This window comes from Pseudomonas sp. SDO5532_S415, from assembly GCF_054071155.1.
In genome coordinates, this window is record NZ_JBSVWS010000002.1 from 56999 (window position 1) to 73430 (window position 16432).

The 16432-nt window shown below is 56.7% G+C and carries 31 protein-coding genes; 11 read left to right on the forward strand and 20 right to left on the reverse strand.

The genetic code is table 11. The annotated features are described in order from the left end of the window. Positions 1-34: 34 nt before the first annotated feature. From ACW9HW_RS01580 to ACW9HW_RS01630, 11 genes are all read right to left on the reverse strand, one after another. Positions 35-499, reverse strand: a complete 465-nt coding sequence (locus tag ACW9HW_RS01580; protein WP_457397730.1) for a hypothetical protein — start codon at positions 497-499, stop codon at positions 35-37. Further along, positions 496-738: a hypothetical protein gene (locus ACW9HW_RS01585; protein WP_457397732.1), complete on the reverse strand. Its 243-nt coding sequence runs from the start codon at positions 736-738 to the stop codon at positions 496-498. The genes ACW9HW_RS01580 and ACW9HW_RS01585 overlap by 4 nt, the downstream gene beginning before the upstream one ends. Before the next feature lie 2 nt (positions 739-740). Then, entirely contained in the window at positions 741-1409 is a 669-nt protein-coding gene (locus ACW9HW_RS01590) for a lambda exonuclease family protein (protein WP_457397735.1), read from the reverse strand. After that, a complete protein-coding gene (locus tag ACW9HW_RS01595) occupies positions 1406-2386 on the reverse strand; it encodes a RecT family recombinase (protein ID WP_457397740.1) in 981 nt (326 codons plus the stop codon). The genes ACW9HW_RS01590 and ACW9HW_RS01595 overlap by 4 nt, the downstream gene beginning before the upstream one ends. A gap of 55 nt (positions 2387-2441) precedes the next feature. Next, on the reverse strand, positions 2442-3611 hold the full coding sequence (locus tag ACW9HW_RS01600; protein WP_457397742.1) for a hypothetical protein: 1170 nt from the start codon (positions 3609-3611) through the stop codon (positions 2442-2444). Positions 3612-3767: 156 nt separating this feature from the next. Further along, positions 3768-3893 carry a hypothetical protein gene (locus ACW9HW_RS01605; protein ID WP_457397745.1) on the reverse strand — a complete coding sequence of 42 codons (126 nt, stop codon included), beginning with the start codon at positions 3891-3893 and terminating at the stop codon, positions 3768-3770. After that, positions 3890-4060, reverse strand: coding sequence for a hypothetical protein (locus ACW9HW_RS01610; RefSeq protein WP_457397748.1), 171 nt, complete (start codon positions 4058-4060; stop codon positions 3890-3892). Before ACW9HW_RS01610 ends, ACW9HW_RS01605 begins: the two co-directional genes overlap by 4 nt. Next, on the reverse strand, positions 4057-4290 hold the full coding sequence (locus ACW9HW_RS01615; RefSeq protein WP_457397751.1) for a hypothetical protein: 234 nt from the start codon (positions 4288-4290) through the stop codon (positions 4057-4059). The genes ACW9HW_RS01610 and ACW9HW_RS01615 overlap by 4 nt, the downstream gene beginning before the upstream one ends. Then, the gene (locus ACW9HW_RS01620; protein WP_457397754.1) at positions 4287-4535 is read right to left on the reverse strand and encodes a hypothetical protein; all 249 of its coding nucleotides are present in this window, start codon (positions 4533-4535) and stop codon (positions 4287-4289) included. Before ACW9HW_RS01620 ends, ACW9HW_RS01615 begins: the two co-directional genes overlap by 4 nt. Positions 4536-5231: 696 nt before the next feature. Further along, positions 5232-5444 (reverse strand): hypothetical protein, encoded by a 213-nt coding sequence (locus ACW9HW_RS01625; RefSeq protein ID WP_457397757.1) that lies wholly within the window; start codon positions 5442-5444, stop codon positions 5232-5234. Beyond that, a complete protein-coding gene (locus ACW9HW_RS01630) occupies positions 5444-5650 on the reverse strand; it encodes a hypothetical protein (RefSeq protein WP_457397760.1) in 207 nt (68 codons plus the stop codon). The genes ACW9HW_RS01625 and ACW9HW_RS01630 overlap by 1 nt, the downstream gene beginning before the upstream one ends. A gap of 510 nt (positions 5651-6160) precedes the next feature. Here ACW9HW_RS01630 and ACW9HW_RS01635 point away from each other — a divergent pair. Further along, the gene (locus ACW9HW_RS01635; RefSeq protein ID WP_457397993.1) at positions 6161-6472 is read left to right on the forward strand and encodes a DUF1654 domain-containing protein; all 312 of its coding nucleotides are present in this window, start codon (positions 6161-6163) and stop codon (positions 6470-6472) included. 50 nt (positions 6473-6522) lie between these two features. Here ACW9HW_RS01635 and ACW9HW_RS01640 read toward each other — a convergent pair whose 3' ends face one another. From ACW9HW_RS01640 to ACW9HW_RS01650, 3 genes are all read right to left on the reverse strand, one after another. Further along, positions 6523-6942 carry a superinfection immunity protein gene (locus tag ACW9HW_RS01640; RefSeq protein ID WP_457397762.1) on the reverse strand — a complete coding sequence of 140 codons (420 nt, stop codon included), beginning with the start codon at positions 6940-6942 and terminating at the stop codon, positions 6523-6525. A 65-nt stretch (positions 6943-7007) separates the two neighbouring features. Beyond that, positions 7008-7244 carry a hypothetical protein gene (locus ACW9HW_RS01645; RefSeq protein ID WP_457397765.1) on the reverse strand — a complete coding sequence of 79 codons (237 nt, stop codon included), beginning with the start codon at positions 7242-7244 and terminating at the stop codon, positions 7008-7010. 39 nt (positions 7245-7283) lie between these two features. Beyond that, positions 7284-7496, reverse strand: a complete 213-nt coding sequence (locus ACW9HW_RS01650; protein WP_457397768.1) for a hypothetical protein — start codon at positions 7494-7496, stop codon at positions 7284-7286. Between the two features lie 137 nt (positions 7497-7633). On the opposite strand from ACW9HW_RS01650, the gene ACW9HW_RS01655 reads away from it, so the two are divergent. After that, complete coding sequence (locus ACW9HW_RS01655; protein ID WP_457397771.1) at positions 7634-7840, forward strand: hypothetical protein; 207 nt, start codon at positions 7634-7636, stop codon at positions 7838-7840. A 232-nt stretch (positions 7841-8072) separates the two neighbouring features. On the opposite strand, the gene ACW9HW_RS01660 is transcribed toward ACW9HW_RS01655, so the two are convergent. From ACW9HW_RS01660 to ACW9HW_RS01685, 6 genes are all read right to left on the reverse strand, one after another. Continuing rightward, positions 8073-8318: a hypothetical protein gene (locus tag ACW9HW_RS01660; RefSeq protein WP_457397774.1), complete on the reverse strand. Its 246-nt coding sequence runs from the start codon at positions 8316-8318 to the stop codon at positions 8073-8075. Between the two features lie 138 nt (positions 8319-8456). Further along, positions 8457-9293 (reverse strand): DUF3037 domain-containing protein, encoded by an 837-nt coding sequence (locus tag ACW9HW_RS01665; RefSeq protein WP_457397777.1) that lies wholly within the window; start codon positions 9291-9293, stop codon positions 8457-8459. Continuing rightward, on the reverse strand, positions 9290-10033 hold the full coding sequence (locus tag ACW9HW_RS01670; RefSeq protein ID WP_457397780.1) for a HipA family kinase: 744 nt from the start codon (positions 10031-10033) through the stop codon (positions 9290-9292). Before ACW9HW_RS01670 ends, ACW9HW_RS01665 begins: the two co-directional genes overlap by 4 nt. Positions 10034-10179: 146 nt before the next feature. Beyond that, entirely contained in the window at positions 10180-10368 is a 189-nt protein-coding gene (locus ACW9HW_RS01675; RefSeq protein ID WP_457397783.1) for a hypothetical protein, read from the reverse strand. A gap of 44 nt (positions 10369-10412) precedes the next feature. After that, positions 10413-10616, reverse strand: coding sequence for a hypothetical protein (locus ACW9HW_RS01680; RefSeq protein ID WP_457397786.1), 204 nt, complete (start codon positions 10614-10616; stop codon positions 10413-10415). A gap of 28 nt (positions 10617-10644) precedes the next feature. After that, on the reverse strand, positions 10645-11508 hold the full coding sequence (locus ACW9HW_RS01685; RefSeq protein ID WP_457397996.1) for a LexA family transcriptional regulator: 864 nt from the start codon (positions 11506-11508) through the stop codon (positions 10645-10647). 83 nt (positions 11509-11591) lie between these two features. Here ACW9HW_RS01685 and ACW9HW_RS01690 point away from each other — a divergent pair, with 83 nt between their 5' ends. The 9 genes from ACW9HW_RS01690 (at position 11592) to ACW9HW_RS01730 (ending at position 16417) form a co-directional block, all read left to right on the forward strand. Further along, a complete protein-coding gene (locus ACW9HW_RS01690; RefSeq protein WP_129444656.1) occupies positions 11592-11831 on the forward strand; it encodes a helix-turn-helix domain-containing protein in 240 nt (79 codons plus the stop codon). A gap of 33 nt (positions 11832-11864) precedes the next feature. Next, positions 11865-12209, forward strand: coding sequence for a hypothetical protein (locus ACW9HW_RS01695; protein WP_457397789.1), 345 nt, complete (start codon positions 11865-11867; stop codon positions 12207-12209). 22 nt (positions 12210-12231) lie between these two features. Then, on the forward strand, positions 12232-12483 hold the full coding sequence (locus ACW9HW_RS01700; RefSeq protein WP_457397792.1) for a hypothetical protein: 252 nt from the start codon (positions 12232-12234) through the stop codon (positions 12481-12483). 172 nt (positions 12484-12655) lie between these two features. After that, complete coding sequence (locus ACW9HW_RS01705) at positions 12656-13081, forward strand: phage regulatory CII family protein (protein WP_457397795.1); 426 nt, start codon at positions 12656-12658, stop codon at positions 13079-13081. Between the two features lie 70 nt (positions 13082-13151). Further along, positions 13152-13973, forward strand: a complete 822-nt coding sequence (locus ACW9HW_RS01710; protein WP_457397798.1) for a Rha family transcriptional regulator — start codon at positions 13152-13154, stop codon at positions 13971-13973. Position 13974: 1 nt separating this feature from the next. Then, positions 13975-14946, forward strand: coding sequence for a phage replication protein (locus tag ACW9HW_RS01715; RefSeq protein ID WP_457397800.1), 972 nt, complete (start codon positions 13975-13977; stop codon positions 14944-14946). Further along, a complete protein-coding gene (locus ACW9HW_RS01720; RefSeq protein ID WP_457397803.1) occupies positions 14933-15730 on the forward strand; it encodes a hypothetical protein in 798 nt (265 codons plus the stop codon). Before ACW9HW_RS01715 ends, ACW9HW_RS01720 begins: the two co-directional genes overlap by 14 nt. After that, positions 15727-15954: a hypothetical protein gene (locus tag ACW9HW_RS01725; protein ID WP_457397805.1), complete on the forward strand. Its 228-nt coding sequence runs from the start codon at positions 15727-15729 to the stop codon at positions 15952-15954. Before ACW9HW_RS01720 ends, ACW9HW_RS01725 begins: the two co-directional genes overlap by 4 nt. After that, a complete protein-coding gene (locus tag ACW9HW_RS01730; protein WP_457397808.1) occupies positions 15947-16417 on the forward strand; it encodes a hypothetical protein in 471 nt (156 codons plus the stop codon). Before ACW9HW_RS01725 ends, ACW9HW_RS01730 begins: the two co-directional genes overlap by 8 nt. The last annotated feature ends 15 nt before the right edge of the window (positions 16418-16432 follow it).

The window sequence follows — 16432 nt, forward strand, 5'->3', positions numbered from 1 at the left end:
CGTCGGCGCTGGCGCACCTGGTTGCTGATGCGCCTCATGCTGCGACCTTCACCTGATGCCAAGCACCGGCGGCGTAGAACAGCTTTGCGGCCTGTGCCTCTTCGAGCGTGACCTCGGCGGGAACGGCGATCCATCCCGATGCCAGCAGGTGGTTCGGGTTGCAGCTGCCGCGCAGCTCCAGGTAGTAATGCTCGATGGCATCCGTCAGGCGCTCGACCTTGTAGACACCCTCGGGCGAGATCTCCACGGACTTGATGTACTCGGTTCCGAGTTCATCGCGGCACATGGCGCCGATGTAGATCGTCCAGCGGTAGGCAAAGTCGAAAATCGCGTTGGCGATGGCCAAACTCCGGATCTGCCGGCAGTTCTTCCAGTTCACCATGACCTGCGTGCCGCTGGGGTCGATGTTCACCACGGCGACGTGGTTGGTGCTGAGCAACGCCCGGCAGCTGCGTTCGGCCCGGGCGAAACCGTTGTTGGGCTTCCGTTTTGATTTCATAGTGACTCCGCCATCTTGCGCAGGGCCTTGCGGTCGGCAGCCGAGATTGGTTTCGGGCGCCGCTTGAGGACCGTTTCAGGGTCTATTTTTCCCGAACGGCGGGGTGGCAGCGGATTGCGCGGCGGGCTTTTCAGCTGGGCGATCTGCCCGCCGGAGGCGAGGTACTGGGCGACTCGTTCAGAGATCGACTCAGCATCTGGCCTGTGCTGCTCCACCAGATTGAGGTGGTTGCTGATCATGCTCAAGCTCCTAATCTATGGGCCTGTGCCCGAGCTTTGTCCGCGACTTCGTCAACCATCCGGCCAAGCTCAAGGTTGAACTGGACCAGCTCTTGGTGAAGCATTGCGATATATTCTTCGTCGCGCTTGATGGTCTCGATGTACAGGCGGCAATCTTCATCCTGGCGCGGATCGAACGACAGAAAATCCCACCATTCCCTGCCTGTGACGAACATGCAGCCCTGAACCTGCGGCTTGTGTTCATCGGGCATTCCTTCGAGCCAGGTGCGGACGTGGACGGCCTCATTGAATGGGCATTTCGACTCAATGCCCCCGTCCTCGCCAATCAAGCCGTCAGGCGAACAGCCAAGCCAGTCGTATTTGGGGTGAACTACGAAGCCAGATTTGATGACGTTATTGCCGGTCAGGATTTCGTAGAAGTCGTGGCTCGACTGCTCAACCTCGGTGCCCCATGCCATCGATTTGCTGCTGACCGAATGCTTTGATCGGTTGGCCAGTCGCTCGAATGCCAGTTCGCGCATGTAAGTGGTGCGGGCCGCGAGCGGCTTGCGCTTTCCGTGCCTGTCACGATCGCCCCAAGCAATCACATCCTTGAACCTGCTTGCCGTTAGGCGCCCGCTGCGGTCCTGATGCCACTGCTCGGTGCGCTGAAGATCTACAGCGGCGTTCATTGATCGCCGCCTTGCTGATCGCTGTCAGCATTAACGTCGGCGCTCTCGCTGACGTTCGTGAACTCCGCATCTATGGTCTGCGCAATCGTCTTCAGTTCACCGTGACGAGTTACGCCAATGGCGCCGCGCTGCTGCGGCTTTAGTCCCTTCCAAGCCTTTTCGTAACCTTCAATACCCTGCTCCTGAGCGATTTTTTTCAATTGCTCGAACAGGTCCGTAGTCGCGTCGGTTGAGTCGCCTTGAGGAACTGACGCGGCGCCCACGTCTGCTGGCTTTTCTTTGGTAGATCTCGGGGTAACGTCTGTTTCCAGAAGCGTGTAGCCGTCGTCCAGTTCGTCGCGGGTGTACACGCCCAAGATCACGTCAGGGCAATACAGGCGAGCCCATTTTTTGAGGGCTAGGTATGCGATTTGCTGCTTCGGATCGTCCGCCCACAGTGTTGAGTTCCGGGTTCGCGCCTGAGTCATCAAGGTGGTGAGTTCGCGCGGCGTGTCCTCGCCCACGAACGTCGCCCAAACGCGGACGCCAAGACCTTTCTCGTCGTTTATGTTCCAGTTTGGAACGCGATACTTCTTCGGCTGTCCGTGGTCATCCGTTTGCTTTTTGCTTTCGATTTCACGGAAGTTGCCGATGATCTTGTCCCAGTCGCCAAACCAGTCGTAATGGATTCGATCAAGGGTGGGCGCTCGCGTGGTGATGACCGCATTGACCAGTTGTGCTTCATAGCTCAGTTGGCCGCCATTGACGATGAAGGTCTTTTGCGCCACCTGGAAGGGGTTCATACCCCACTGCATGGACTGCATGATCACCGCCATACAGTCGGCAGTGTTGCCGTGAAAGTGCTTTGGCAGGGTGGTTTTGCCCCCAGCCATGATGCCCGCGAGTTCCGTCATCGACTGCATGCTTTCGCGGTTGAGGATCAGCCCGGTCGGGCTGGTGTCCAATGGTACTGTGGCGATCTGGGTTTGAGCGTTCATTGCTAACTCCATAGCCGACGACTTAGGTCGGCCTCCGGGGTGGTTTCGGGGTTACTTAGAAGGACAGGGCGCGCAGCCAGGCTGAAGCCTCGTCATTGGTGACGCAGAAGGCCATGGCTACAACCTCAACCACTTCGCTGGCGCTCGGAATGTTCGAGTCAGTGAATGCGTCCGCCGCTGGAGCCGGATCAACTGCCACTACGACTGTTGCTGCCGGGTCAGCAACCACTGGAGCCGCGACGACAGCTGCTGCTGTAGCGGGTGCAGCAGCTTGCGCGCGCAGACGGGCCAGCTCTTCCTGGTCTCGCTCATACTGCGCGTCACGTTCGCGTTGCTGGCGCTGTTGCTCTTCCTGCTGCTCACGCTGCTGGCGTTGCAGTGCCTCCATGTCTCGGCGCTGCTGATCCAGCTCATCTTGCTGTTGCTTCAAGCGCTTGCGGTCTTCCTCGGCGCGTTGCTTGCGCAGTTCCTCCGCTTCAGCATCAGCAATACGTTGCTTCTCGCGCAGCTCATCCAGTTCCTTTTGTTGGGCGGCGAGCTTGGCTGCGGCCTCTTCGCGATCAACGGCAGCCTTGTGGAGTGTCTCAAGCTGCTCAATAGCGTTGTCGCGAGCGATGGTGCCCTCGGCCTCGAACTCGGCATATTCCTCGGGCAGGATCACCGACTCCTTGACGTTTTGCAGGACGTTTGCGACGTCGGCAGCACTGCGGTTTGCATATGCGGCAGCGGCGGAGCTGAACCGGGTAATCTTTGCCCGGATTGCTTCGACACGCTCAGCCTCTATCCGCTCGCGTTCGGCCTTGGCGTCAGCAGCGCGCTTTTCTTCGGCCTTGATGGCCTCGTCAACCGGTGCTTCGATCGCCAAGACTCGATCCTTCAGCGCCTCGCCGAATTCCTTCACCTGGTTGACACGAGCCTGCGCGTCTTTAACCGCCTGCTGATAAGGCACCAGCGCCGTTTTGGTGGTGTTGGCCAGGGCATAACGGACATCGCGAATATCAACGCGAACTTCCTTGGCATTCGCCAAGCCTTCGCTGGTCGAGCAATCAACGACCAGATTCGCGTAAGTGGTTTCCAAGCGAACGATCTGTTCCTCATGCGGCCGATATTCGGCGATATCGGTGACTGCCTCTGCAGGCGATACACTTTTGGATTCTTGTGCCTCGTTGGTTTCGTTCATTGCGAGCGATTCTTGCACGAGGGCTTGTGCAGTATTTTTCGACATGACTATTCCTTGCCGCGTTGTGTGCGGCTTTCAAATGCTTGGTTTAAGAAGTGACGCGATCGGCGAGGGCGCCGAGTAGCATCAGAAATGTGAAGAAGGAGATGGCGGAGAAGGAGCCGCGCCAGATCAGCAAGCGGCGCTCCCACTGGCGACTGATCACCGGAACACCCGGTAGGTGGTCGAGTGCGGCACTTGGCAGATGCTGGTGGATTCCCGGACGGCGTTATAGGCGGCAACCGCGGCAACGAGAACAGCGACGAGCGCCCAGTAGGTTAGCTTCATGGTCGAGGCCTCACAGTGATCCGTCCGGCCTTGATCGCCGCAACCAGTTTCGGAGGCAGAGCAGCCACAGGCAACTCACGGGGAATACCCGCGCCGATCACAGCCAGGCTGCGTTCGATTTCGTCGAGCTGCTCATCGATCAGGTTTTTCACTGGTGACGTAGTCATGCGGCTGCTCCCTGCTTATTCGATGTGTTGAAAGTGGCGTAGATCTGGTCGATTCGCGCCCGGTAGTTCCGCTGCTCTTCGTCGCTGATTGCGCGAAGCAAGAAAGCGAGGGTGATTGCTGATGTCGCAGCCGCGCTGGCATTAGGCTTGCCGAGGTCCCGAATCAGGTTCTCGATCTCACCCTCGATCCAGGTGACCGCCGTCCGGTGGTCGCGTTGTGAATTGTTCACGCTGTGCCTCCTTTCGGTGGACAGACCATTTCCATTTTCGACATGGCCAGGCCAATCCGCCGTTTCAGGCTTTTCCGTTCTTCCAGTAAGCGCACTTCCCGGACGATCAGGGCCTGAGTACGTATCTGCGCGGCGGCCTCGTAGTCGTGGAACTCTTCAGGGCGCGATTTCTTCTCGCGCCCCCAAGCGTCGTAGCGCCTATCCCAGTCACGGGCCTGTGCGCTGTCTGCATAGCTCGTTGCCATGGTCGCCTCCAGAGTGGCGGTGTTGATCCGACAAAACTCGGCTGCGAACTCACAGCACGGCCAGCTGCCGGAGGGCGCCGTGGGAGTTCGCATGCGGGATTTGTCGGGGGAGGGTGCCCAGGCCCGCTACTGGCGACGGCCTGGGTTTGCAGCGTCAAGTTGTCCTGATGCGATGGGGTGGCCTACCGGTTGCCCGGCCGATGCGCGGTGACATCGACGACACAAGTGTCCGCTGCCTGTATGGGTGTTGGGCGCAGCCTTCAGGCTTACTGCGCCACACGGGGAAAGCGTTGACCTACTTCATGGCTGTCGCTCCTATCGCTCGCTCACTGGGCAGGCAGTGGCCACCTATCGAAGCTGCATTGGAATGTCGGTCCAGACCCGTACGATGGCTGCGTCCGGGCAGTCGCATTGCTCGCCATCTGAGAACTGCTTTTTTCATGGCCCGCCGACATTCCGATGGAGCCTCTTTCGAGGTGATCGGGCTGGTGTCCTTTGGCAAAACCAGCAATGCCTCAACTACGTCTCTAGTTGGCAGAAAGCCGGTCACGTCTCCGGCGCCGAGTTCCACGGCCGTATTCAGTTCGCCAGCGCTCGATAACAACCGATTCTGGGATTTGATGCAGGTGGGCGGTTATAGGCCGCAGTTTCGTCCGCATCCGTCTGCCCACTCGCTGAATGGGCAGAGGTGATGCTTCATGCTGAATACTCGTGCCAGGTGTTCAGTTCGTGTCCGCCATTTCTTTTGCTGAAGCGCCAGATGATGCGGTCTACGACCGAGTCGTTGCGGAAGACACAGATGCTGTCCTCGACATGCTCGCACCAGCCGATGAACTCGCCGGCTGGTTTAGTCATGTGCTTGTCGCTGGCGAAGATGCGGCAGCCCTTCATAGGCTTGAAGTACCGCATCACGCATACATCCGCACGGTGACGTAGCCGTTGCTGGCCACGACGAGCTCCCAGCGATTCGGCCAGACCGCAAAGCCGAACTTCTTCACTGCCGCCTGCCGAACCTGGCTTTCGACATCCGTCGCCGATTCGCCGCGAGCAGGAAGCGCAAGCCATTCCAAGCTCTTGCCGTTGCTGATGCTTGAATCAATGTTGAACTGAGCCATTTCCGTACCTCTGTTTTGATTTTCCGGATGCGCCTGCTACCAAGCGCATCGAGGAAATCTGTTCTCCGTGACCCGCTACTGGCGCAGTCATCGGCTTGAATCTCAAATTGTTCCTCCAGCCGCGGGCCTTTCGGCTTGTTCTCCCGCTGGATAACTGCTTTCGGCGCTTTACGCTGCACGCCCGGGTCAGTTGCCAACCCTCTGAACCGTTGAGGCCGGTTCATCGCTGCCTTCGAATCTGGGCCGGTGGTGATCCGGCAAGGGGTGTCGCTAAAGAACGGCGGGTCTCTCGACCCTTCGCAGCTGGCACCTGATTGGGTTCCGGGTTGCGATGGGTGAAATATGAACTATCGGTTCACATTGGGTCAAGTACCAAAAGTACATATTTTTTATGAAGGTACAGATTTGTAGGATTTGGAACGAATGGCTGTAGGGGGATTTACCGCGAACCAATGGTTCGCTATCCTTTGTTATTACTGGATGTATGTACAGTATTTGGGGGTTATCAGCATGGCGCAGAACAAAGCGAAACCAGCAGCACGAGTTGAGATGTCCGGTATGGAGCGCTTAGGTCTGCGAGTGTCTTCAATGATCAATCACCCGGTCGCGCAGGTTCAGCGCTGGGTGACGATTCATCGCCTGGACACGGATGGGGAGCGCGAATGGGAAGAGGTTATGGGGCTGCTATCCGAGACGGACGGCATAGACATGACATTCAATGATGATGCATCGGTGACGCTAAGGTGGGAGCCTCAGGCCGAAGAAGATCGCGTGGTCGAAGTGGAGGATGGGCTGGAGATGGAGGAGGTCGCTCCTTTCTAATAGACAGAAAAAAGCCCGCGCTGGGCGGGCTCCTTGTCGTTGCAATTAGCTTATACGGGCTGATGCTCAAGATCCGATCCGCAGTACCTACACTTAATTGCTGCGGCCTTGATCGTTTCTGCGCAGTATGGGCAGCTCTTCACCTCTTCTAAGGCAGCAGTACCAGCACCGAGCGGTGCCTCGGGGAAGCCGCTTGTTTTAGCCCACTCAATAGGGGTTGGCGTACTTAGCGCCCATATGAAGGCAGCAATCCAGCCTACAAACGTCCATCCGGCCAAGAGGTTGAGCGCGAATATCGGAGTGACCTTTGGATGCTCCCCGGCAGCACAAATTGTTGGATAGAAGTACAGGGCGATTGCGGAAGGGAAAAAGACGATGCTGGCCAACATTGCGATGCCGTTGGTGCCACTTCCTATAAGAAAGCTGACCAAGCACACCAGTGCGAGAAGTACCAACCCGAGGATTTTCATCAAAAAACGCTCCATGTAAGGTGCTGCACTTTAACATTCATGGCGCACGGCCACCATTGTAGTGCTCAGTCCTCCGGATCAATTTCTTCGTCAGGCTCGCACCTGGCAATCAGCTCAACGATGGTTTCAGCAATGAAGTCCGCATTCTCGGAGAGCACCGCCAAGTGATCCTCAATCCTGGTCGCCACCTCCGTAGAGCCGCGCTGATCGATCCAAATCCCGATCTCTTCGACGGCGCAGCCGATGGCCATGATGTTCTGATTGAGGCGGTGGAGTAGGGCGGGGGTGAGGTCGTCTGGCATGTCTGTTCCTCCAAAAAAAAAGGGAATAGGCTCCGAGAGCTATCGATCGTTCAACAGCTCGGCTACCCCGCGAGTGATGAACTCTAGGTTCTCATCGAGCTTCGTTAGGGAGTTGCGGATTCTCGCTCCGTCCTCGGCAGGGCCATGCAGCTGTTCAATCCAAACGGAAAGGTCTTCTACAGCGGCAGCTATGGCGAGTTGGTTTTCGTTGAGCTTATAGATAAGGGATGGGATGAGGTCGTTGGTTGGCATGGCTTGATCCTCCTTTGTGTGAGGAAAAGCGTAGCAGCCAGCAAAGTAAAGCTCAGAGATCTGGCTGCCGTGCGTCGCGGTCAGTGAACGCAGCAGATCGAAAGTCGATCTACCGAAACACACCCCGGAGATCGGCTATGTACGAGGATGCGAAAGTGAAGGCGCTTTCTGCCTGGCATGAAGTACTGGTAAACCCCGAAGCCCGGATGAATCCTCAAGAACGGTACGATGAATTGCTTCGGCTCGCTGATGATTTTCGTGAGAAGGGAATTATTGATCTGGAGGAGCGCAGGACATTGATAGAGGTTGCAACAATCACCTACGCGCGCGCAGTGGAAACGTAGAGTAAATCGCCCCACAGACAAAGAAAAGCCCACGTGGGGAGCGCGGGCTGAAAGGATCATAAGGAGCTACCTTCACCCTATGCTCGTGAGCGTGAAAAATGTGTGAAGGTGTGGAGTAAAAAACCCGGCGCTAGACCGGGCTTTCTAAAGGCAGGGCCAATTCCATTTGGCTGACTGCATTGTGCTGTATGGGTGTGACGATACTGAAATTACGAACTCTGCAGCGATGAGCTTACGTCAGGTTGGAAGACTGTCGCGAAAAAACCATTTCCTGCAGAACCTCGCGTGCCAGCTTGGTGATCCCGGCTTCACCGCGATAATGCGACCTGTCTATGTTGGCGATCGTGAACTGGTGGCCATCCGGCCCGGTCACTTCGAGAGACAGGCTGCCATCTGCATTTATCGAGCAAACGACGGTGCATTGTGGCAAGCGACTCGAGAGCTCTGCTTCGAGTTCACTCTTGCTCATCGTGTCCATGCTTCCTCTCCAATGACGGGACCCATAGCGGAGTAAGACTAGTCTTTGAGGGCGGAGTGTAAAGGGGGACCGGTTGGTGCGCGCGTAGGCAGTGAAGGGCAAAAATAAAAAGCCCGGCGCTGGGGCCGGGCTTGAGCGTTAATGAAGTGTGCCAGGGATGCCTTGCTTGATCTGATCAAGAATCACTGATTTTCCTTCTTCTGAGCTCGTGACGCGTATGCCTGGAAAAGACTTTAACTCTTCTGAAATCTCCCTGTACGCTTTCAGTAGTTTCGGTCTGCCTTCTTCGGGTGGACCTGCTATAAAAAGGGTGTCTTTCGCAAGCTGGCCGGCTGCGCTCAGGCGTCTTATTTTGGAGATCCAAGCATCGCCGTGCTCAATAATTTTGTTAGGTTCATCGTGACCGAGATGAATAGGCTTTAGGGCCTGTACGGGATCGGTCCCGTTCATAAGGACGAACGGAAATTTTACTGGATAATCCACATTACCTAGTTTCTGCTCACTGTAGCGCTGCTTCAGATTTGAGGCCGACAGGAGCTTTCCAAGCTGACGCTCCAAAACAGTCTCTTGGTACTCCTTAGTAGCGAAGCTGTGATTCACGTAGTGATCGAAGAGAGTGCCCAGAGCTTGGTCTGCGCTATTTGTGGCCATCGTTCCTGGATCGCTAAATCTCATCATCGTTTCACGAGGGTGAATCAAATGCTTAAAAGTGGAGAGAAGCAGTGCGGTATCTTCACGATTTACGGTTAGGAATCCGCTTAGGCGCGCCAACTCGACGTCGATTTCCCTACGAGCTCTTACAAATATTTTTGCATCGAGGCTGGGGAAGAAATTAGTAACGCGCTGCCTTTTTTTCTCAATTTTGAAGCGAAAATCACCATTATTGGCGATCAACACGATGCCAATATTTACGAATTCGCCTGTTTCGGGGTAAGGCAAAAACCTCAGAATTGAATAGTTGCAAATGTACTTCATAGCGCTCCCCAGAACCGCTCTTCCTTGAACACTTCCAGCATTTGTAGCCTTTCAGCTAGCGTTGGCTCCGTTTCGTCGATGTGGTCACGATCCCGATACAGCCAATCATCAGGCAAAAGGGCAGTGATCGTACCCCACTTATCCATAGCTTCGCCAAGCATTTGCTCGCAGTCCTGACGAACGATAAGGTCTCTGAAGAAGGACCTGCATTCGCGGAAAACGTGCGCTTCTATAAATGCATCGCAGTCGAACGTTCTGTCAAACGCAAGATTATGATCAATGACATTGAGGTCGCCGTTTGCATCCAAAATCAGGTTTACGTTACCGCCGCGATCACCAAGGCATCGGTCCTCATTTCGAATCCACCAATCAAACAGAAGGATTCGTCTTCGGAGGTCGATGGGGGTGCGGTTGATATTGCTGAGATTGAAATCAGAAGCGTTTTCTACTGCAAGCGAGGCGAAAGCCAACCCTCCGCCAAGATCCCCAACGTTTGGTATTGCACTGAACGCAATTAGGTCTTCAGGAATGTGCATCAAGCGCCAGGGAGGTATCGGCAAATTTAGTGCTTTTCCGAGTTCGGCGCCTATTGCCTCTGAAATCAGAGCAAACCCTCCGGCTTTGTCGAGCCCTTTCACGAAGTAAGAAAGACCATCATCGCCACGGACGATGAATGGCTTGATAGAGTATCCCTGATGACTCTGTCGGACGATTTCAATCGCTGTAATGCTCTCAGGCATTAGGTGTCTTCCATGTTCAATGCACTGTTTGTGTCTGGATTAAAGTTTGCCCGCTCGCCCCTACAGCATCCCGCCGCGGAAGATCGCGCGTTTACATGGGCTCGCCCCGCACAACCCTCCCCGCATTCCCCTCATCAGCATGGCATTTAGCTAGACGCAGCAATTCTAAGCGCTACCGCAGCCTCAAGAAGCTTCTGCACCTGAGCCAAGACGACCGACGCCAGATCTTCATTGCCAGCTGCTTTAAGGGCGTCCACCACATCGAGCAGCTTCACTATCTCGACCTCTATGGCGTTGACGGATTCGCCTATGTGGTATTGAAGTGAATGCGCCATCTCAGTCAGCCCTTAAATCCGATACCTGACCCGCCTCTTGCACCTTAATGAAGAGTCTTGCGGCTTTCACCAATCCTGATTCGATCAAGCGCCCGGTTCAATGCATCCAAGGCATCGAGAAGGGCTTTCGCCTCTGCTTCCCGGCCATCTCCCCATAAACGTTCAGCCATTTTGTTCAGGGCTTGAATAGACCTTTCGATGTCAGCAGCATTTGCTGATTTGATATCTGCTGCCTGCTTCTTTGTCATTTTCAGAGCCCCTGTACCCGAGGAAGATCTACAGGAGCTGAGCATTCCAGACAAGAAGCACGCGCGCCTGAATGTAGGTCTCATCCGCCCTGATCGTCTGCGGCGGGTGCCTATCGTTGTCGGAAATCATCTTGATCTGATCGTCGCCAATCCACTGAAGGCGCTTGATGTAGAGATGACCTTCCCAGGAAAACATGTAGATCCCGTCACCTACAAACTCGCGAATGCTGACGTCGACGAGGAGCGGGTCGCGGTGCTTAATCGTGGGCGCCATTGATTGGCCCCAGCCGGTAACCATCTTCAGGTGAAAGTGCTCTTTGAACTCTACGCCCATCTCACGCAAATGCTGGGGGCTGACTCGCACGTCCTGAAACATCTCGGGATAGTCGTGCGGGATCTGGCCACCGCCCATTGCAGCGCGCACGTCGTAATGCGCGATCCACACTTCATCGCCTACAGCGCCTGGGCGGTAGTAGTCGAGCTCGATGACACCGTCGCCGTCATCTGCTTCGGCCACCGCAAGCAGCCGTCGGCGGGCATCTTCAGAAAGCCCCTTACCCTGCTTGGCAAGCATCTCGCGCACGATATCGGCGGCAGACTTCACCTCGGCACCGTCTTGCTCGTCGACACGCGGCATACGTGAGAGCGCCGGATCTTCTCCCGAACCGTGCTGAAGCCATTCGACTTTTACACCTAGCGCATCCGCAATAGCGCTCATCTTGGCGGGCCCCGGCAAGGCCTCACCATTCAGCCACTTGCTCGAAGCCTTAGGCGTGACTTTCGCAATTTCTGCCAGTCGAGCGCCTGCGCCCCACTGGTCAATGCCGTGGGCGGATAACGCTTTTTTGAGGCGAGCAATGAACGCTGCGCGAATATCTTCTATCTGAACCATTGGTTCAGCATCGCATGGCCTTGCATGTACTTTCAGTTCCGACATAATATGTACTGTAAGTTCATAATTGACCCGGAGGCCTTATGCGGCCGCTCAAGAAATCGATAGATGACGCTGGCGGCGTGCCAGTGGTTGCCCTTGCCTGCGGAAAGTCTCCCCGGGCCGTTTACAAGTGGCTTACCGCTGATTGCCTGCCGCGCACCGAATACACCGGTGAGACGCGCTATGCCGAGCGAATTGCTGCTCTAGCTGCCGCCAATGGAAAGCCGTTCGAGCCGTCTTGGTTGCTCGCGGAAGCCCATCCAAAGAAAGCCGCCGCTTAACCCAATCCCGTCTCATCCAGCGGAAGAGAGCCCATGGCCTACAACCAAAAAAAGCACCGCAATACCCACCAGATGAAGTCTCGCCTCAATGACGACGCATACGCCGAGCTCTTGACCGAGGCGGTGGAGCGGGAGACTCAGCCGGGCGCATTGGTTCGCGAGCTAACTCTGGCGGCTTTGCAGTTCAAGCGGGATTACGGCTACTTCCCGCTGATCGACGATAACGAGTTGGACGGCTTCCCGGCGCTGGGCGAACTGGCCCGCGAACTGAAAATTCAACCCGGCGCACTGGCGCGCGAACTCATTCGGTCAGCCCTGCAGGCCAAGCGAGAGCAGGACGCCATTCCCCAAATCAGCGACAAAAAACTCAGTGCCTGACCAGGCCATGGAGGAGGCGCCAATGCCTGCATCACCAGAAGTAGGGCAGTACACGCAGGATGAGAAGGACGGGCTTGAGAAGTGGGCCGACGAGGTCGGTATTGGCGTCGATCAGTTGGCCGACCAAATCCTGCAAATGACAGAGCGTGCAGTCGAGCGGCGTAGCGCTTCTCGCCTAGCAGCAGATAAAGCGGCGCTGCGTAGCCGTCTCTCTGAGCACTCCGCGCAAGGGGCGCATGCAGAAAACGTGATTTCGATTTTCCCTGCGAGGTAACAGTCCGGTCCCTTATTAGGGGCCATTGCAGCAGGGACTGAATTAAGCGGGGCCGGCACCTCATTAGGGGCCAATAAGAAAAGCAGGTCATGGGTTCAGCCCTGATCAGTTGATGAACGAATGATCGCGGAACTGGTGGCAGCGGGCCACGTAACAATTTCAGAGGTGTGACATGCAGGAGTTGATGAAGGCGATTTACGAAGTGGTCGATGACCACGGCACCAGGAAAATTGCTGAGGGCGCTGACTTTAAGTCCCGGACCCTGCTTTCGCAGAAAGCTAACCCTGATTACGACACTCACCGCATGAACGTGGAAGAGCTGCACCGGATCATGAAGTTCACCCAGGACTTCCGACCACTGAAAGCGTGGGCTGAGTCCTTTGGCTTCGACCTGGTCCCGAAGCAAAAGCCGGAAGGTATCAGCTTGAACACCGCGCTGCTTCGGCTGCACGCCGATCTGGCAGACGTGACCCGTCTCGCGTTCGACGCCCAGGCAGATGGCCGCGTCTGCTCTCGCGAAAAGTCAGTCCTGCTCAAAGAGGCTGAGGAAGTGATCGTCAGCCTCGAAGTTTTCAAACAGTCGGTTAAAGCCGCCTGAATCTCAGGCACAAAAAAGCCGACGTACGAGGTCGGCTTTTTCAACAGCAATAAAGCAAGTGGAGCCGATTATGCACGCACAGACACAACGGGACAATACCGGACAGGTCGCGACACGTTTTAACAATTCAGAAAACGTGTCGCGTACCGTTTCGATGTCGAGTCTTGAGCTGGTCCAGTTCATCAACTCAAAGCGGAAGACTGATGAGCCAGTTCTGACTCACAAGAACTTCATCGCAAAAGTGCCTCGCGTTTTGGGCGCCGATCAATCGGCTAAATATTCAGCCGATTACCTCGACTCGCGCGGCCGCCAGCAAAAGTGCTTCGTCTTTCCGAAGCGCGAAGCCTGCCTTATGGCTATGTCTTACAGCTACGACATGCAGGCGATGGTCTTCGATCGCATGACTGCCCTGGAAGATCAGGAGCGCGCTCGCTACCTGCCGAACAACTCGAAGATTGTCGGTGAACTGGCAATTCTCGAATGCTTCGACCGCCTGCTGAAACCGGCGCCGTCGAGCAAGATGCTGATGCTGGCCAAAATCGCCGCGAACAACGGGCTCGATGCCAAGTTCCTGCCTGGCTACGCCGTTGACGCAGCACCAGACGCCACTGGCGGCAGCTCCATGCCGACCAAGGCCGTCACCGCACTGATCAAAGATCACGGTATCGCCAGTACCGCCGCCGCTTTCAATCGTGCGCTCGCCGCCAAGGGCCTCCTCAAGCAACTCCAGCGCAAAAATTCCAAGCAGGTCATGGTCGACTTCTGGTGCGTGACCGAGAAGGGCATGTCCTACGGTAAGAATCTCACAAACCCTCAATCCCCCCGCGAGACGCAACCTCACTGGTACGTCGATCGTTTCCTCGAGCTGGCCGCACTGGTCGGGAAGGCCTGATATGCAATTCACCGTGACGATCAACCAGGTGAAAGCGCTGGAGTGGGGGCTGAATTCTCAGCAGGCCCTGCTGTTCGCGTTCGTCTACGGCTGCCCGAGTTGGACCAAGCCAATCAAGACTGATGACGGGATCTTCTTCGCGCTGAGCAAGGCCAAGATCATTGAGGAGCTACCACTGCTCACCGATAAGCCAGACACCGCTTACCGCATGCTGAAGGCCCTGGAAGAGGCCGGTTTGATTGAGCTTTCCAGCACTTCGAACATCACGCTGTTTCGCCTGACCGAGAAGGCGGTCGAGTGGAACCAGAAGCTTGATGGGTCGGAAAAATATCCGACCCCACCAGAAAACAAAGGTCGGAAAAAAATCCGATCTACCTCGGAAAAAAATCCGAGCAAGGTCGGAGAAAAATCCGAGCGAGGGTCGGAAAAATCTCCGACAAATCAGGATACCAATCATCAGGGTACCAATCAGGATACCAGTCAGGACTTGCAGGACGGCCCGGACAAGCCGGCCCGCAACTTGGTCCTGGTGGTTGATCGTAACGACGGTCCCCGGGTCGAGATCCCCGCCGACATGCCAGGCCCCAAAGACCAGTCCTGCAAAACCTTCAAGGCTTGGGCGAACTACGCCATGGCCTACCGCAAACGCTACAGCACCTGGCCCGTGTGGAATGCCAAGGTCGGTGGCCAGCTCGGCCAGCTCGTTGACCGCCTCGGCGCCGATGTCGCTCACCACGTCGCGGCCCACTTTCTGAAAACCAGCGATGCCGCCGTCCTCCGCAAGTGCCACAGCCTCAACGAACTGCTGGCCAACGCCGAGAGCTACCACACGCAATGGGTGACCGGTCAGCGCATCAACGGTGCCACTGCGCGCCAGTTGGAACGCACCGAAGCGAACGCATCAGCAGCAGAGCAGGCCGCTCAGATGGTTCTGGCCAAGCGCCAGGCGGGAGCACGCAATGAGTACCTTTGAGATGAATGACCAGCAGGTTGCCGGTCTGGCAGCGGCGATCTGCGCCACCGCTGAAGCCATGGGCCAAGAGATGAACCCGGGCACTGCGGCAATGATGGCCGAGGACCTGTGCGCTTACTCCGTGCCTGTCGTCAAAGCGGCGCTGAAGGCCTGCCGTTTTGAAGTGAAGGGCAAGCTGGCTATGGCTGACATCCTGCAGCGCGTGCAAGCCAGCGACGGGCGCCCGGGCAAAGACGAAGCCTGGGCGATCGCCATGACCACAAACGACGAGTTCGAAACCGTAGTGCTGACCGACGAAATTCAACTGGCGCTGGCTGCCGCGAAACCTGTCCTCGATGCCGGCGATAAGGTCGGTGCACGCATGGCTTTCATCAGCACCTACGAGCGTCTGGTGGGCCAGGCGCGAGAGGACAACAAGCAAGTCAATTGGCATGTGTCTGTTGGCTTCGACGCCAATCGCCGTGTTCAGGCGATCAGCAAGGCAGCGCAGATGCAGCGCATCCCACAGGAGCGCGCTCAGCAGTATCTGGCAGACCTGAGCGTCGCACCGGTCACCGAAGACGGCCGGGCAGTGGTAGCACTGCTCACCGGCGAGGTTGCAAGGCCATCACCAAAGCTGCGCGTGAAACTCGCGGCCGTGAGGGACTCGATGCTCGCCATGCGGAGAGCGTCGGCCGAGAAAAAAACAGAACTGCGAATTCAAGCGGCCAACGAGCTGGCTGATCGCCGGGCGCTACTGGCTCAGCAGGCCGAACAATTGGAAGCAAGGAGCGCGGCGCAATGACCATCGACAAACAGAAACTTCAGAAGCTGCTTTGGGCCGAAGCCGCGTCGTACCGGACCGATTGTGCCGACTGGAAGCGCAACACCGAGGCACTGCAAGATTTCCTCGGCGAGAAGACCGTGGAGGAAGTGGCGCTGGAGCTGCTGGCTGAAAACGAACGGCTGACAAAGCTGCTCGGTGAAACTATCGGCGGACTGGCGAACAAGGTGGTCCGCCATGACTGACAAAATCAGCGTCAACTGCCAGGCCAAGCTCTCCGAGGCCATCACCAAGCTCAGCACGATGTTCCGCGACAAGAAGTTCGTGGTGGTGTCTCTGCGTCCGGGCAAGGATCGCACCCTGGATCAAAACCGTTTGTGGTTCGCGATGTACAAACGTATCGCCGAGATGACCCAGATCGGCGACGAGGCTGACGCCCGCCGCTACTGCAAGCTGCACTTCGGCGTCCAGATCCTGCTCAACGAGGATTCGGGGTTCCAGGCGGCCTGGTACCGGGTGATGCGCCATCTGCCCTACGAGGAGAAGCTGGCCTTGATGGGCGAGCACAAGTTGTTCGGCCCGGACGGCTTCCCGGTGACCAGCCTGTTCAATCGCGCCCAGGGCATCGCCTACACCGACCGCATCGTCGCGCGCTTTACACCGCAGGGCGTGTATTTCGATGACCTGCTGAGCCAGGAGGCCGCGTGAGAACAGCGATCAAGG

Bases quoted from the DNA above. Each gene is read 5' to 3' on its own strand.
- ACW9HW_RS01680 (WP_457397786.1), bottom strand. From the start codon at position 10,616: ATGACAAAGAAGCAGGCAGCAGATATCAAATCAGCAAATGCTGCTGAC.
- ACW9HW_RS01700 (WP_457397792.1), top strand. From the start codon at position 12,232: ATGCCTGCATCACCAGAAGTAGGGCAGTACACGCAGGATGAGAAGGAC.
- ACW9HW_RS01605 (WP_457397745.1), bottom strand. From the start codon at position 3,893: ATGAAGCTAACCTACTGGGCGCTCGTCGCTGTTCTCGTTGCCGCGGTT.
- ACW9HW_RS01695 (WP_457397789.1), top strand. From the start codon at position 11,865: ATGGCCTACAACCAAAAAAAGCACCGCAATACCCACCAGATGAAGTCT.
- ACW9HW_RS01705 (WP_457397795.1), top strand. From the start codon at position 12,656: ATGCAGGAGTTGATGAAGGCGATTTACGAAGTGGTCGATGACCACGGC.
- ACW9HW_RS01720 (WP_457397803.1), top strand. From the start codon at position 14,933: ATGAGTACCTTTGAGATGAATGACCAGCAGGTTGCCGGTCTGGCAGCG.
- ACW9HW_RS01650 (WP_457397768.1), bottom strand. From the start codon at position 7,496: ATGCCAACCAACGACCTCATCCCATCCCTTATCTATAAGCTCAACGAA.
- ACW9HW_RS01665 (WP_457397777.1), bottom strand. From the start codon at position 9,293: ATGAAGTACATTTGCAACTATTCAATTCTGAGGTTTTTGCCTTACCCC.
- ACW9HW_RS01630 (WP_457397760.1), bottom strand. From the start codon at position 5,650: ATGGCTCAGTTCAACATTGATTCAAGCATCAGCAACGGCAAGAGCTTG.
- ACW9HW_RS01585 (WP_457397732.1), bottom strand. From the start codon at position 738: ATGATCAGCAACCACCTCAATCTGGTGGAGCAGCACAGGCCAGATGCT.
- ACW9HW_RS01675 (WP_457397783.1), bottom strand. From the start codon at position 10,368: ATGGCGCATTCACTTCAATACCACATAGGCGAATCCGTCAACGCCATA.
- ACW9HW_RS01725 (WP_457397805.1), top strand. From the start codon at position 15,727: ATGACCATCGACAAACAGAAACTTCAGAAGCTGCTTTGGGCCGAAGCC.
- ACW9HW_RS01620 (WP_457397754.1), bottom strand. From the start codon at position 4,535: ATGGCAACGAGCTATGCAGACAGCGCACAGGCCCGTGACTGGGATAGG.
- ACW9HW_RS01625 (WP_457397757.1), bottom strand. From the start codon at position 5,444: ATGCGGTACTTCAAGCCTATGAAGGGCTGCCGCATCTTCGCCAGCGAC.
- ACW9HW_RS01580 (WP_457397730.1), bottom strand. From the start codon at position 499: ATGAAATCAAAACGGAAGCCCAACAACGGTTTCGCCCGGGCCGAACGC.
- ACW9HW_RS01590 (WP_457397735.1), bottom strand. From the start codon at position 1,409: ATGAACGCCGCTGTAGATCTTCAGCGCACCGAGCAGTGGCATCAGGAC.
- ACW9HW_RS01600 (WP_457397742.1), bottom strand. From the start codon at position 3,611: ATGTCGAAAAATACTGCACAAGCCCTCGTGCAAGAATCGCTCGCAATG.
- ACW9HW_RS01710 (WP_457397798.1), top strand. From the start codon at position 13,152: ATGCACGCACAGACACAACGGGACAATACCGGACAGGTCGCGACACGT.
- ACW9HW_RS01595 (WP_457397740.1), bottom strand. From the start codon at position 2,386: ATGAACGCTCAAACCCAGATCGCCACAGTACCATTGGACACCAGCCCG.
- ACW9HW_RS01715 (WP_457397800.1), top strand. From the start codon at position 13,975: ATGCAATTCACCGTGACGATCAACCAGGTGAAAGCGCTGGAGTGGGGG.
- ACW9HW_RS01670 (WP_457397780.1), bottom strand. From the start codon at position 10,033: ATGCCTGAGAGCATTACAGCGATTGAAATCGTCCGACAGAGTCATCAG.
- ACW9HW_RS01655 (WP_457397771.1), top strand. From the start codon at position 7,634: ATGTACGAGGATGCGAAAGTGAAGGCGCTTTCTGCCTGGCATGAAGTA.
- ACW9HW_RS01690 (WP_129444656.1), top strand. From the start codon at position 11,592: ATGCGGCCGCTCAAGAAATCGATAGATGACGCTGGCGGCGTGCCAGTG.
- ACW9HW_RS01640 (WP_457397762.1), bottom strand. From the start codon at position 6,942: ATGAAAATCCTCGGGTTGGTACTTCTCGCACTGGTGTGCTTGGTCAGC.
- ACW9HW_RS01645 (WP_457397765.1), bottom strand. From the start codon at position 7,244: ATGCCAGACGACCTCACCCCCGCCCTACTCCACCGCCTCAATCAGAAC.
- ACW9HW_RS01685 (WP_457397996.1), bottom strand. From the start codon at position 11,508: ATGGTTCAGATAGAAGATATTCGCGCAGCGTTCATTGCTCGCCTCAAA.
- ACW9HW_RS01660 (WP_457397774.1), bottom strand. From the start codon at position 8,318: ATGGACACGATGAGCAAGAGTGAACTCGAAGCAGAGCTCTCGAGTCGC.
- ACW9HW_RS01730 (WP_457397808.1), top strand. From the start codon at position 15,947: ATGACTGACAAAATCAGCGTCAACTGCCAGGCCAAGCTCTCCGAGGCC.
- ACW9HW_RS01635 (WP_457397993.1), top strand. From the start codon at position 6,161: ATGGCGCAGAACAAAGCGAAACCAGCAGCACGAGTTGAGATGTCCGGT.
- ACW9HW_RS01610 (WP_457397748.1), bottom strand. From the start codon at position 4,060: ATGACTACGTCACCAGTGAAAAACCTGATCGATGAGCAGCTCGACGAA.